Annotated in this window: 15 protein-coding genes and 1 pseudogene; all 16 read right to left on the minus strand. The window is 37.5% G+C overall.

The genetic code is table 11. The features are described from left to right. A partial coding sequence (locus BMY57_RS14580) for a transposase (protein WP_501037452.1) occupies positions 1-213 on the minus strand: 213 nt, incomplete at its 3' end. A 188-nt stretch (positions 214-401) separates the two neighbouring features. After that, on the minus strand, positions 402-782 hold the full coding sequence (locus BMY57_RS14585) for a S1 domain-containing RNA-binding protein (RefSeq protein WP_091775879.1): 381 nt from the start codon (positions 780-782) through the stop codon (positions 402-404). 72 nt (positions 783-854) lie between these two features. Next, positions 855-1,244 carry an FtsB family cell division protein gene (locus BMY57_RS14590; protein ID WP_091775881.1) on the minus strand — a complete coding sequence of 130 codons (390 nt, stop codon included), beginning with the start codon at positions 1,242-1,244 and terminating at the stop codon, positions 855-857. Continuing rightward, complete coding sequence (gene yabQ, locus BMY57_RS14595) at positions 1,225-1,821, minus strand: spore cortex biosynthesis protein YabQ (RefSeq protein WP_091775884.1); 597 nt, start codon at positions 1,819-1,821, stop codon at positions 1,225-1,227. The genes BMY57_RS14590 and yabQ overlap by 20 nt, the downstream gene beginning before the upstream one ends. Beyond that, positions 1,818-2,123 carry a sporulation protein YabP gene (gene yabP / locus BMY57_RS14600; RefSeq protein WP_091775887.1) on the minus strand — a complete coding sequence of 102 codons (306 nt, stop codon included), beginning with the start codon at positions 2,121-2,123 and terminating at the stop codon, positions 1,818-1,820. Before yabP ends, yabQ begins: the two co-directional genes overlap by 4 nt. Before the next feature lie 58 nt (positions 2,124-2,181). Then, positions 2,182-2,454, minus strand: a complete 273-nt coding sequence (locus BMY57_RS14605) for an RNA-binding S4 domain-containing protein (protein ID WP_091775890.1) — start codon at positions 2,452-2,454, stop codon at positions 2,182-2,184. 26 nt (positions 2,455-2,480) lie between these two features. After that, positions 2,481-3,916: pseudogene (gene yabN, locus BMY57_RS14610) on the minus strand (bifunctional methyltransferase/pyrophosphohydrolase YabN). Next, the gene (locus tag BMY57_RS14615; RefSeq protein WP_091775893.1) at positions 3,917-5,446 is read right to left on the minus strand and encodes an oligosaccharide flippase family protein; all 1,530 of its coding nucleotides are present in this window, start codon (positions 5,444-5,446) and stop codon (positions 3,917-3,919) included. 101 nt (positions 5,447-5,547) lie between these two features. Further along, positions 5,548-6,081, minus strand: coding sequence for a stage V sporulation protein T (spoVT, locus tag BMY57_RS14620; RefSeq protein WP_091775912.1), 534 nt, complete (start codon positions 6,079-6,081; stop codon positions 5,548-5,550). Between the two features lie 100 nt (positions 6,082-6,181). Next, complete coding sequence (gene mfd / locus BMY57_RS14625; protein ID WP_091775896.1) at positions 6,182-9,721, minus strand: transcription-repair coupling factor; 3,540 nt, start codon at positions 9,719-9,721, stop codon at positions 6,182-6,184. Positions 9,722-9,832: 111 nt separating this feature from the next. Next, positions 9,833-10,051, minus strand: coding sequence for an anti-sigma-F factor Fin (locus tag BMY57_RS14630; RefSeq protein ID WP_091775899.1), 219 nt, complete (start codon positions 10,049-10,051; stop codon positions 9,833-9,835). A gap of 62 nt (positions 10,052-10,113) precedes the next feature. Further along, positions 10,114-10,677 carry an aminoacyl-tRNA hydrolase gene (gene pth / locus BMY57_RS14635; RefSeq protein ID WP_091775902.1) on the minus strand — a complete coding sequence of 188 codons (564 nt, stop codon included), beginning with the start codon at positions 10,675-10,677 and terminating at the stop codon, positions 10,114-10,116. A gap of 238 nt (positions 10,678-10,915) precedes the next feature. After that, positions 10,916-11,554 (minus strand): 50S ribosomal protein L25/general stress protein Ctc, encoded by a 639-nt coding sequence (locus tag BMY57_RS14640; RefSeq protein WP_091775904.1) that lies wholly within the window; start codon positions 11,552-11,554, stop codon positions 10,916-10,918. Positions 11,555-11,632: 78 nt separating this feature from the next. After that, positions 11,633-12,586: a ribose-phosphate diphosphokinase gene (locus BMY57_RS14645; protein ID WP_091775907.1), complete on the minus strand. Its 954-nt coding sequence runs from the start codon at positions 12,584-12,586 to the stop codon at positions 11,633-11,635. A 27-nt stretch (positions 12,587-12,613) separates the two neighbouring features. Next, the gene (gene glmU, locus BMY57_RS14650; protein ID WP_091775910.1) at positions 12,614-13,987 is read right to left on the minus strand and encodes a bifunctional UDP-N-acetylglucosamine diphosphorylase/glucosamine-1-phosphate N-acetyltransferase GlmU; all 1,374 of its coding nucleotides are present in this window, start codon (positions 13,985-13,987) and stop codon (positions 12,614-12,616) included. Positions 13,988-14,154: 167 nt separating this feature from the next. After that, positions 14,155-14,406, minus strand: a complete 252-nt coding sequence (locus tag BMY57_RS14655) for a hypothetical protein (RefSeq protein ID WP_425500427.1) — start codon at positions 14,404-14,406, stop codon at positions 14,155-14,157. Positions 14,407-14,438: the final 32 nt, after the last annotated feature.

Here is a 14,438-nt window from a genome sequence, read left to right on the forward strand (position 1 = left end):
ATAGAAATAACCTACAAACATCATCTTGAATAATACGAGTGGGTCGAGCGAAGGTCGACCATTATCTTCAGAGTAATATGAACGAACTTTTTCTGGAATGAAAGAAAAGTCTATGTATCGATCTATTTTTCTTAATAAATGATCATCAGGGACAAGCTCATCAATTGTAACCATTTCTATTTCCATTTGACGCTCTTTATTACTATTAAACATGGGAACACCGCCTTTTATTAATCTAACTATATTATAACAAATTAACGCGGTGAATTGTTAAAGTTTAGGCAAAAAATATAGGCTGTCGAGACTTTCTCAACAGCCTGAAAGCTACCTATCACTAGATAGGTAGCTTATTTATATCCTTAAAATAGCATTATATGACACACATTTTTTTCGACAGCAAGTTATCCTCTCTTAGCACCTCGACCTCCACGACGGGACTCCGTATGCTTCTTAAGAGACGCTAGCTTATCTTCGCTATCCTTTAAGAATTTATTCATCTTAGACTCGAAGCTTTCACTACGTTTCTTTTGAGCTTGCTTTTCATACTTCTCATTGGCTTTCTTAATTGAAAGGCCAATTTTCCCGTCATCTTCAACGTTTAACACTTTGACATCTACTTCGTCTCCGACAGATAAGTGTTCGTTAATATCTTTAACGAATTTGTTGGCCACCTCACTGATGTGAACTAACCCTGTAGAGCCATCTGGTAGTTCTACAAATGCTCCAAAGTTTGTGATGCGGGTAACCTTACCACGCAACTTGCTGCCTACTTCAACTGACATAAAAGAAATGCTCCTCCTTAAAAAATTAAAAGATATATTCTTATATATTATATATAAGCAGAGAAATAAGTGTCAATAAGAAGGGTCTTCATCTGGTAATTTAAAGATGATTTCCCCATCCTCTGAAAAGAAGTAATCTTTTCTGGCAATCTTTAATAAATAATCAATGTCACTTAACAGCTCAATTTCACGTTCAAGTTGTTTATTTTCTTCTTTGTACTCTTCTAAGGTGGCGACTTTATCTTCATATTCATTTTGCTTCTCATCCATTAAGGCTCGTTGGTTGTAGTGAGTCACAAAGATGGTGCCCATCACTAAGACAAACAGCACACCAAAAGCTATTAATCGGCGAAACAAATACTGTTTTTGTTTCGATCGAAATTTCTGGTGTTCTTCGTGTTCTTGAACGTAATCGGATTTAATTTTCGTTACTTTACGTCGATTACGAGTCCGCCTCGTCATTCTTTCGCCCCCTATTTTTCCAAAGGTTAAACATGTCCAATTTTAACTTATTTATTATTCTACTACATTTTGCCAGTAAATTCAGCAGGTAATTTTGAACAAATTTCGGAATAAAAGGTTGAATAAAGAAGGCGATGATTTTATATATAATAACGACCAATCTCCAAATTAAAGCTAACAGACCAACTAGAAGTGTTACAACAAGGCGAATAACCCAAATAATTGGCTTTATGATAAGAGCACGGACAATACGGCTGATTAGTTGATATATATTGACCGTTAAACGAATAAAACCATTTAAGATAGGAAGATAAATTGGCTGAAATAATGCAAAATAGGTTGAAATCCCTAATAAAACAGCCAGGAATAAATAAAATCGAATCATCCCACCATTTGCTAAAAAGAGCAAATAGAATATGAGGCAGCCCTGTGTGAGGAGAAATAAAGTATCGACGATCACACGATTCCAGTAAGTGTGAGGGCGTAATAGCAGCTTATAAGTATCGAATAAAGCTGCCATAACCACCCCTCCACCTACCATCGTCAACATGGTTAAAAACTGTATGTCTAGGTTCATTTAAATAACTTATTAAAGAACCCTTTACTTTTCGTTCCTTGGTGATCATCGATGTAATTAAAAGCTTCTATTTTCCCTTGGATGGTTAAGAGCCCTTCCTCCACATTTAGATTTTTCATGTGAAGATTTTCTCCTCGGACAACTAAATATCCTAAATTCGTTTGAAGCAAGAACTCTTCAGTATCAAAGCTGTCTACATCTTTCACGCCAGTAAGTTCTAATCGACGTCGATTCACTAACTTTAACTCTTGATTTTGCTCTCTCTCACGCTCATTCTTATATAGACTTTGTTCATATTGCATGTCCAATCCCTCCTATCATATACCTATGATAGGAAGGACAAGATTACCACACTTTTTTCTAATCCGCCTGTTGTTGTTCTACTTTTTCTTCATTTATGACAGAATATAATGTGTTGGCCTCATCTTTTCTTACCTGCTCACTCAACCTTTCCACACGAATCGTTAAAATCGTGTGTCCAAAACGTATTTTAATCTCATCACCTACCGTTAATTCCGAAGAAGCTTTTGCTGGTCGTCCATTTAATTCAATTCGTCCTTGGCTCGCGACTTCTTTAGCAACTGTTCTTCTTTTTATTAACCTTGATAATTTGAGAAACTTATCTACTCTCATTTTGACACTCCTTGTGCGCTGTATAACTATGTTTGTTTAGCTTTTTCCCAGTATTGATCCATTAATTCTAATGACGCTTTTTCTATCGAAACTTGGTCTTCTATTAACATCGCCTCTACTTGTTGAAAACGTCTAATAAATTTATCACATGTGCGATGTAAGGCTAGTTCTGGATCAATTTTATAATATCTAGCAACATTCACTAGTGAAAAAATTAAATCTCCAAACTCTAGTTCTGCATCGTTATTGGACTGATTCGACAGTGCCTCCCCGAACTCCTTTATTTCTTCTTTAACTTTATGAAACATAGGAGCTGGATCATTCCAGTCAAACCCAACTTTCGAAACTTTTTTCTGGATTTCTAAAGCATATAATAATCTAGGTAACGCTTCATTCAAACCTTCTAAAACTGATTGAGGCCGTCTTTTTGCTTAATTTTTTCCCAATTAGCTTTCACCTCATCAGCTGATTCCACATCCACATCACCGAACACATGAGGGTGACGTTCAATCATTTTATCAGTCACTGAGCGAATGACATCATCCACAGTGAAATAGCCCTTTTCTTCTGCTATTTGACTATGTAACATCACTTGAAGCAACACATCTCCTAATTCTTCTGCGATGTGATCATCGTCCTCTTCTTCAATCGCATCAATCACTTCATACGCTTCTTCAATCAAAAAGCGCCGTAGTGACTCGTGTGTTTGCTTTTGATCCCAAGGGCATCCACCTGGCCCTCTTAATATCGCAACGACATCTCGTAACGATTGGAATTGATGGTGTAAATGCTCCTCTTCAACTGGTTTCATATATAAAGTTGTTAAATTAGAAAACTCGAACCCTCTATCTAATTGATACAATGGGACTGTTTCTACTCGCTCGTATTGAGGGTCTCCTGCCGCGGTTACGATGGTAACAGGGTAATCATGCGGCAAGTCTTCCATTAGTGTTAACTTCACATCCGACGCAACCATCGCATCGTACACTTGGCCAATCACCACATGCTGTCGATACTGGATTTGTTCTCTTTTAAGACTCGTTCCATCTAATAATTGAAATCCTTCAATAGGGTCCACTTTAACCGAGGTAAATAAAGCATCAATGAAGCTTTGTCCACCTAAAATCTCAACATCACAACGATTTTGATTCAATAATAACTGAACAGTACGTTCAGCTACGATTGGATGGCCTGGAACGGTATATATAATGTCTTCATTTTGACTCTTGTTAATCAACACTTCTGAAATGTTTTTATAAACGGACTCAAAGTCGTCATGTGATTCATAAATATCGTCCATGGACTCAAATTGAACCCCTTCATTCTCTAATGATTGAATCACCGGATGTTCTTTTGTTCTTGTATAAATGATCCCTGAATGGTTAGTTAACTTTCGATAAACTCCAAGTGGGATTTGGTCAAGCGTACCAGCTCCTAAACCAACGACGGTGATCTGTCCCATTTAAAATCTCCTTTCTAAACGATGACCGATGACAGTCATCCACTCTTGTTTAGTGAATAGCTTTGCCATATATGTTCCAGCTATTATAACTATGAAACCTATTAGACACTGTATAAGGACGTATGGAATAAGTAACCCTCTATGCTCTAAAGATGGTTGATAAATCATAGGTAGAATTTGTACGATGGCCCCCATACTCACCACTAATAGCATGACCTTTAAACTAAATTTTAACGGTAATGTGACTTGAGCAATCGCTTTCCATTTTACGATTAACATCACTAATAACACGGTTGCTGAAATTAAATAAGCTAAGCTTGATCCAATCGCCCCTAAAACTGGAATCAACAAGACATTCAAACCCCACTTTAAAACCACCATTAATACAACCCATTTGAGTTGTTCAATACGATAACCATACTCCTGTAAAAACACAGAAATGACAACCGTCATCGATAACAAAAACACTAACCCCATCATTAACTGAATGGCTAATGCCTCTTCATTTGTTTTAAACAATAATGGGTTTAACTGTGGCACAATAACGGCCAAACCCACGGATGCGGATAATGATAATAAAAAGGTCCATTTAAAAGCTATTATTTGCTGCGAACGATTTTTGTTAATCGTCGGAATGAGCGCCAGTGCCAACGATGACCCTAAAACTAATCCTAACTGAATCAACGAATGGCTTCGATCGAAAATACCTTTAGCAATTTTAGCCTCATTAAACGAGTAACCAAATTCCCTTAATAAATCAACCATCGAAATGACATCCACGACTTGAAGGACTAAATACAATAAATAATTGATACTATAGACGGCTATTCCCACAAACAACGCTCGAATAAACCCTTTTTGAAGTGGTTGATTAAGTTTCGCGTTAATAGAAGAAGCTTTTTTTCTATATAAAATCATTAATAAAAGACTTGCGGCAGCGGTCCCTATAATCGTTGCCCAAGCGGCATAGACACCTAATTGATATAAAGATGTTGGCAAATAATAAACGGTTAGAACCGTCACAACAATAATACCAATGACACGACAAAACTGCTCTACAACTTGGGAGAGTGCTATGTATTCAGTTAAACCTGTACTTTGAAAATATCCTCTTAATAATGAGGTTAAAGGAATGATTAAAAACATGGCTCCTGCTATTTTGATTGAAGTTTGTAAATTCGGATCTCCCATTATGTGTGCTAAAGATCCAGAGGCGAGCCATAGCATAACAAAAACCAGAAACCCTAATCCCCATAACCAATAAAAAACAGCCCGCACTTGTGGTAAGCGAACCGCTTCATGACTGTGCTGTTGACGAATAATCGTATGTGATAAAGCACCCGGAATACTATAAACAGATAACATTATCGCAATCGATAGTATTGGATATATTTGCTGATAAATGTACAAACCCTCATCGCCAGCAATATTTTGTAGCGGCACTCGGTAAATCATGCCCAAAACTTTACTAATAAACCCTGCTACAGTTAACAATAAAGCTCCTCTCACCCATAATGCCTGTTGACTCATATTAAACTCCGTTCAAACTAATTTTTCACTATATTATAGCACATAGTAAAAGAACAGTAAGGAAAGACCCATTTCCCTTACTGTTCAACTTCAGCTTGATGTTATTCCATTTGTCTCGCCAAAAAGTTAGCAGCTGCTTGACACACTTTCACTTCGACATCGGTTAATGAACCTTTGTCCATTAACATAATCACACTACCGACAGGATCACCGTTAGATACGATAGGTTGAATAAGATAAGATGAGACCGTTTCCTCTTTACCTTCAACAATTTCAACTGTTGATTCATTTTTTTCAACTTTTCCTTCACGCTTATCCATTGATGATTCAATTTCTTTACCTATGTTTTTGTTTAAATACTCTTTCTTAGATGCTCCTGCAATAGCAATAATCTCATCTCGATCTGTTACTAATATTTTTTGCCCGAGAGAATCAAATAATGCATGTGCATACTCCTGTGCAAATTCACTGAGTTCATTAATAGGTGAATATTTTTTTAGAATAACTTCACCTTCACGATCAACGAATATTTCTAATGGATCCCCTTCACGAATACGTAATGTTCTTCTTATCTCTTTAGGGACAACAACTCTGCCGAGATCATCGATACGGCGTACAATTCCTGTTGCTTTCATTTCTTGAAATCCCCGCTTTCTTTGATGTACTTGCATTGGTGACGATTGCGACCCGCTCGACACCTGCTAGTATTTTTTAGTATGAGACAAGAAGCACAAACTATTCATTTATTGGTAATTTTTTTGTCTCGGACAATTTTGATAAAAATTCTTCAAGAACACTATATCTTTCCATTCGGTTCTGTCGCTGGAATTGAAAAACAATTTTAAGCTTTTGACCTTCAGTACCGAGTTGAACCATTCGTCCGAACTCATTAGCTAATGTAAACAATTGAGCACCATCCACTTTTAAGCTCTCTTCTTCTTCCATAATCATCTCAATTTTATTTTTGCGTTCATCGATCGTCTTAATTCGTTCTTTTTTCGCTAATAGGCGAATGCGTGAGACTTGTAATAAATCTTCCACTTCTTGAGGATATTCACCAAATCGGTCTAATAATTCATCTTTCAGATTATAAATGTCCTGGATCTCTTCAACAGCTTGAATCTGTTTATACATTTCAATTTTTTGTGCTTCATCTGTAATGTATTCAGATGGAATATAAGCATCTAAATCTAGTGACATTTCCACTTCAAATGGTTTAGTCTCTTCGTAAGTCTTACCTTCTTTTTTCGCTTTAATAGCGTCGTTTAACATTTGAGAATATAGATCAAACCCAACTGAATCAATAAAACCATGTTGTTCGGTTCCTAGAAGATTACCGGCTCCTCGAATTGATAGGTCCCGCATGGCAATCTTAAACCCTGAACCAAGTTCCGTAAATTCTTTAATAGCTTCTAGGCGTTTTTCAGCTACTTCAGATAACACTTTGTTTTGTTGATACGTAAAATAAGCATAGGCTAAACGGCTTGAACGTCCAACACGTCCTCTTAACTGATACAATTGACTTAATCCCATTTTATCCGCATCATACACAATTAACGTATTAACGTTTGGAATATCGACACCTGTTTCAATAATGGTTGTACTGACTAGTACGTCAAAATTCCCTTCTAGAAAGTCAAAAATAATCCCTTCCAACTGACCTTCATTCATTTGACCATGAGCGTAGTTGACCCGGGCATCTTCAACTAACATATCAATTTCAGCCGCCACTTTTTCAATTAGATCAACACGATTATACAAGAAGAACACTTGGCCGCCTCTTGCCAGCTCCCGTTCAATCGCCTCCCGTATAAACGCAGGATTATACTCTAAAACGTATGTTTGAATTGGGAAGCGATTTTCAGGCGGTGTTTCAATAACTGATAAATCACGTACACCTACCATCGACATATGAAGTGTCCTCGGAATTGGCGTTGCCGTTAAGGTTAACACATCGACATTCGCTTTAAGCTGTTTGATTTTTTCTTTATGCTTAACACCAAATCGCTGCTCTTCATCTACAATTAATAACCCGAGATCCTTGAACACAACATCTTTAGACAAGACGCGATGCGTTCCAATCACAACATCAATTAAACCTTTTTTGAGTTTATCTAAAGTCTCCTTTTGTTGCTTTGGCGTACGGAAACGACTTAACAATCCAATATTCACGCCAAACTCTTGAAAGCGCTCCTGGAAAGTCTCAAAATGCTGTTGAGCTAAAATCGTTGTTGGCACTAATACCGCGACTTGTTTGTTATCCATAACCGCTTTAAAGGCTGCACGAATCGCCACCTCTGTCTTGCCATAACCAACATCCCCACACAATAAGCGATCCATCGGGCGTTCGCGTTCCATATCTTTTTTAATCTCTTCGATACAACGAATTTGATCTTCCGTCTCCTCATACGGAAAAGCCGCTTCAAAATCGCGCTGTATTTCTGTATCAGGTGCAAACGCGTGTCCTTTAGAAGCTTCTCTCTCCGCGTACAACTGAATTAAGTCATCAGCAATATCTTCAACTGAAGATTGAACACGCGATTTAACTTTTTTCCATTCACTTCCACCTAAACGATAAAGTTTAGGGGCCTTCCCTTCTGATCCTACATATTTTTGAACTTGGTCAATCTGGTCTACTGGAACATATAATTTATCATTTCCAGAGTAATTAATGACCATATAATCTTTATGTAGATCATTAACTTCTAAAGTTTCAATTCCTAAATACTTACCAATACCGTGATTAATATGAACAACGTAATCGCCAACCTTTAACTCTTGATAGCTCTTGACGCGCTCTGCATTTGAAATCTTATGACGCTTACGCTTTTTAGGCTTCTGCTTCTTAAACAATTCTTCTTCTGTTAAAACTGCTAGCTTAAACGCAGGCATTTCAAAACCGTGACTTAAATTACCTTCAATGATGATCGGTTCATTTACTGGAAGCTCTGTATCAGGGTCAACTTTATAAGCCGTCATTTTATAATCTTCAAGTACATTGACGATTCGATCCATTCTGTCTTCGTCTTGGGCCACAATCACGACTGAGTACTTCGCATTGCTCCAACGATCAATTTCGCTTTTTAGCATCGGCATTTGACCATGGAAAGTCTGCATTTGACGACTTGAAATATTGATAATATTTTCAGGCTTTGTATTTGGAATATGGCGTAAAAATAATGAGAAGTATACCTTAGGGTGAGTCATTTTTTGCATGACAGTAGCCCAGTCAAATGTCAACGTCAATCCGTTCACTAATGACTGGGTCTCAAGCATATCGGTATACCAATTAGCCTCTTCTTGATCTAGCTGCTCAGCTGTTTCAATCACACGACTCATTTCATCAAAGACAATCATCGTGTCATCGCTTAAGTAATCTATTAAACTATGGACCTCGTCATAGAGTAAGGATAGATATTTTACTAGACCCGGAAATGGTTCACCTTGTTCGAGACGCTCGATATCATAACCGATTGTCTCTTGTAGCTTTTCTTGTTGTTCTTGTTCTTTAAGCTTTTTTAGCGACTTTGCCAAAAGCCCCTTTAACTTTTCGGCAGCTTTTGTCATTTGTTCATGGGTAAGTAAAAACTCATGAACAGGGCCAATGTGAACCGTTTGAATCTCCTTTTCAGAACGCTGATCATCTGGATTAAAATAACGGATCGACTCTACTTCATCATCGAACCAATCGATTCGAATCGGATTAGGTTCAGTTAAAGGATAAAGATCGATTATCCCGCCACGCCGACTAATTTCGCCTGGTGCTGTGACCATATCCGTTACCTTATAACCTAGGTTTACAAGCTGTTCCATCGTTTCTTCAAACGGATACTCTTGACCAGCTTTAATTTCAACAGACGCTTGTTCACTGACATCTGCTGGTGGTAATACCCTCTTTAATGCGGCAACAGGTACCACTAAAATACCTTGTTGGTTGGTTTGCCATTTTTCCCAAACTTCTAAGCGTTGAGCTTTCAACTCAGGGGAGGCTGTTTCAGTTTCGGCTGCTAGCAACTCATTAACTGGATATAACAATACCGAATCCGGGTTCTTAGAAATCGACGCAAGCTCATCATAAGCCTTTTGAGCTTGTGTTAGGTTATGTGTAACGTACAATAATGGGCGTCCGGTTTCTTCTTGAAGGATTGTGGCTAACAGTTGTCTGGTTGATGTTGTCAGTCCTGCCACTAACTGCTCACTCATCCCACTCTGAAGACCTTCTAATAAATTCACGATGTCATCTTGTAATGTAAAGTATGTCTTTATGTTCTGCAACAATTACTCCCCCTTGCACAATCTCAGGTCACTTTGATAAAAGTAAAGCATTTATAAAGTGTTAACAAGCAGAAAAACGCTTTGGTGGTTACCAAAGCATCAATTGATCACTTAATGAATAAATGTATCATTTTCAAATAGGTTTGGGTTTTGGGTTAATATTTCTTCACAATGCTCACAAACTAGTTGGACAAAGACTTCACCATCATCGTTTAGTTGAACAATATCTAGAGCGAGAGGCTGCTGGCCAATCAGTTCATATACACGTTCTTCATCATCAATCGTGCCCATTGTCTGCTGACAATGCCTACACTTCATCGTTACTGCCACGGAAAAACCTCCTTTAGCAAACTATTACTTAGGTTTGCCAAAAACAAGGAGATTTATGCAGGCTACTTGCTATTATACGTATTCATCACTTCTAAAAAAGATTGACTCATCCAATCCTCACAAGCATGTGCAGATTTTTCAATCGCTTCATCCACAACAGCTCGGTCAGATTTCGCAAATTTACCTAACACATAATCTACGACTGGTAGGTCTGTTTCAGGTCTGCCAATGCCAAAACGAATGCGGTTAAACTCTTTAGTTCCGAGTTGGTCAATAATACTACGAATTCCATTATGACCTCCATGACCGCCTTTTTGACGTAATCGAATTCGACCGGTAGGTAAATCTAAATCATCGTAAATGACTACAAAATCTTCTGGCTCAAGATTATAATAGTCAGCCACTTTTTTTACCGCATTTCCTGATAAATTCATATAAGTCTGTGGCTTTAATAACATAACTTTTTCTCCATTCCAATGCTCTTCTGCGTAATGGGATTCAAAACCACTTTTATTTAGTTTCCAACCGTTTTCTTTTGCAATATAATCCAGAACCATAAAGCCAATATTATGACGTGTTTTCCGATACTTAAATCCTGGATTACCTAAGCCAACTATACACTTCATTTTATGCGACTCCTTTTTACTTTAGTATGATTTTTTCCCACTCGGTAAATGCTTCGGGCGGACGCATTTTGATTTTTCTTAAGCTTATTTTACCTAATTATATTAATCTCTACTTAAATCATTTCAAAAAAAATTATGTAATAAGTGATTAGCCTACCAATGGTTAATATAAATAAAGATCGAAGTCGAGAGGTATGTGACTTCGATCTTTAAAACCTTTAAACATTAAGATGATGTATTACTCTTCATCTTCTGATTTTTCGTTAATGACCTCAGGCTCAGCTTCTTCATCGCCGCCTTCTTCACCTTCTTCAGGTACATCAGCTGATTGTGGTGGTAAAATCGTAATAACTGTTGTATCAGGTTCATCTAAGAATTCATATCCATTACCTGAAGTTAAGTCACCGACCGTGATACTATCTCCAATTGTTAGCTCTGAAATATCAATTTTGATTTCATCAGGAATATTGTTTGGTGTAGAACGCACGTGAATCGTGTGTAGAGTTTGCTGTTTAACACCACCATCTTTTACACCTTGCGCTTCACCTTCAAAATTAATATCAACTTCAACATCTACTTCTGTAGACATGTCCACTTGATAAAAATCAGCGTGAATTAATTCGTCTTTAATTTGGTCTGATTGATAATCATAAAGCATAACATTTAATTGATTTTTTCCTTCAATATCTAATGAGAAAACAGCGTTACGACCTTCGTCGCGAACGTTTTTAATTAATTCTACGCCCTCAACAGCTACAGTCACAGGTTCTTTCCCTTTACCGTAAACGACTGCTGGGATATAACCATCTTTTCTTAATCTTCTTGTTTGAGAACGACGTAGATCTGAACGATCTTTCGCTTGAATTGTTGCTGCCATGTTTATTCAACCTCCGTATTTTTAATCTATTATTTCCCCTTCCCTTTATTATACCTTTTTAAACGTAGAAGTAAAATCTTAGTCGAAGAGTGAACTAATAGAACGGTGTTCGTGAACACGCTTGATGGATTCTGCGATTAGTTTACCTACGGATAGTTGGGTGATTTTTGGCGACTGTTTCTCTTCCGTTAATGGAATACTATTTGTTACAGCTAATTCTTTAATCTTAGAATTGTCGATTCGTTCAATAGCAGGACCAGATAACACGGGATGTGTACAACAAGCGTAAACTTCTTTGGCTCCGTTTTCCATCATGGCGTTAGCCGCTAATGTAATCGTTCCTGCCGTATCGATAATATCATCAATTAAAATCGCTGTCTTGCCTTCCACATTACCGACAATATTCATAACCTCTGCCACATTTGGACGTGGACGGCGCTTATCAATAATAGCAATTGGCGCTTTTAGACGGTCAGCTAACATTCTAGCCCTTGTTACGCCACCGTGATCAGGTGAAACAACCACGACATCATCTAAATTCTTCTCTAAAAAGTGCTGACTTAGAATTTTAACACCAACTAAGTGGTCAATAGGAATATTGAAAAAGCCTTGGATTTGTGCAGCGTGTAAATCAAGAGTGATCACACGGTCAGCTCCCGCTGTTTCTAATAAATCGGCTACCAATTTAGACGTAATCGGTTCTCTGGAACGTGCCTTACGATCTTGTCGAGCATAACCGTAGTAAGGCATCACAATATTAATCGTTCTAGCAGATGCACGCTTTAACGCATCTACCATAATGAGTAGCTCCATTAAATGCTCATTAACAGGAGCGGATGTCGATTGGACTACGAATACATCACAACCGCGAATACTTTCTTCAATATTAATCTGAACTTCTCCATCACTAAATCGTTTGACTGAGCTTTTTCCTAATTCAACCCCAACATGTTCGGCAATTTCTTGTGCGAGTTCTGGATTTGAATTAAGACTAAAGACTTTTAAGTAAGGGTCATTGTAATGGTTTGACATAATTTAGAGAACCTCCAAAAAGATATATTATTGACGTTTATTCAAACGTTCCACATAACCTTCTTTGTTTTCTTGACGGGATCTTGCGATAGACAATGCTTTTTCCGGAACATCTTTCGTAATGGTCGAACCGGCAGCAACATAGGCACCTTTTTTAACGATGACAGGTGCAACTAAATTAGAGTTACAACCAATAAAAGCTCCATCTTCAATAATCGTTTTGTGTTTGTTTTTACCATCATAATTTACTGTGATGGTTCCACATCCTATATTCGCATCTTTTCCTACTTCAGCATCCCCAATATAGGATAGATGGGATACCTTACTGTTCGTATCAATCGTCGACTTTTTAACTTCAACAAAGTTTCCGACCTTTACATCATCTCCGATGTCACTCGCAGGTCGAATATGTGCAAACGGTCCAATGTTTACGTTATTGCCAACTTTACTTTCCGTTACAACGCTATGCTTAACAACTGTATTTTCACCAATTTCACTGTCCTTAACCTCACTGTTTGGACCAATGATTGAATCAGCTTTAATAATCGTTTGTCCTGTGATTTTACATCCAGGCTCGATGACTACATCTGATTCAATTTGAACATCCGGACCAATATAAGTGTTCTCATCGTCAATGATTGAGACACCATTACGCATGTGTTGTTCATTAATGCGGCGTTTCATAATTTTTTCAGCTTTTGCTAGATTCACTCGATCGTTAATACCAATCGTTTCTTCTGGATTAGTTGTTGTATGCGCTACGACCTTCAAACCGCGTTCTTTGGCTATGAATAGAACGTCCGGTAAGTAATACTCTCCTTGCGCATTATCATTGGATACATTTTTAAGTGCGTCAAATAGTAATTCATTATCGAAGCAATAGACACCCGTATTAATTTCATTCACAAGCTTTTCTTCTTCCGAAGCATCTTTATGTTCGACGATTTTTTCAACTTCGTTATGTTCATTACGAATCACTCGTCCATAACCAGTTGGGTCATCAAATTTAGATGTTAATACGGTTACTTGAGCTTGCTCCTTTTCGTGGTATTCCATTAACTCATTTATGGTCTCTCTTGTTAATAAAGGCGTATCTCCTGTTATGACAACCGTTGTACCATGTTTATCTTTTAGGTGAGGTTCAGCCATTTGAACGGCATGGCCAGTACCTAACTGTTCTTCTTGTAATGCATATTTAGTTCGGTCGCCTAATTTTTCCTTAACCATTTCTGAGCCATGACCGATAATAGTGATGATTTCATCTATATCAAGGTTAGATAATTGATCCACAATATGCTCAACCATCGGCTTCCCACAGACGGGATGTAATACTTTATATAATTTTGATTTCATTCTTGTCCCTTTACCTGCCGCTAATATGACGGCATATCTATTAGACATAATATGACTCCCTCCAACACATTCATCCATTATGAATATATCTTAAAATAAAACCGCTTGCAACTTAACTGGGTTTAAAATATATTAACATTTTTTGAGAGTTTTTAAGAAGGTGTTAGAAGATAGAACAAAATCGCTAACGCGACTTACTACGTCCCAAGTGAGTGCTAATCACTTGGGACATTCTTCGCTCTAATCATAGTGCCATTACAGTGAGGGCAATGAAGCTCAACCTCTTCATCATTATTTTTATCCACACTAAACTCTCCGATGATATAATCAGGTACTTCATCAGTTCCATTACAGTCAAGACATTTAAATATAACTATTTTGATTTCTTCATCCAATCCGAAAGGATCATCTTCTAACCATTCATCGATGTCTCCGAACAAATTATCCTGATCTTTTTTCTGGGACAAACTCATACCTCCTCCATTTATTAACTGATTCA

The sequence above is a fragment of the Piscibacillus halophilus genome, assembly GCF_900110685.1.
Taxonomy (GTDB): Bacteria; Bacillota; Bacilli; order Bacillales; family Alkalibacillaceae; genus Piscibacillus; species Piscibacillus halophilus.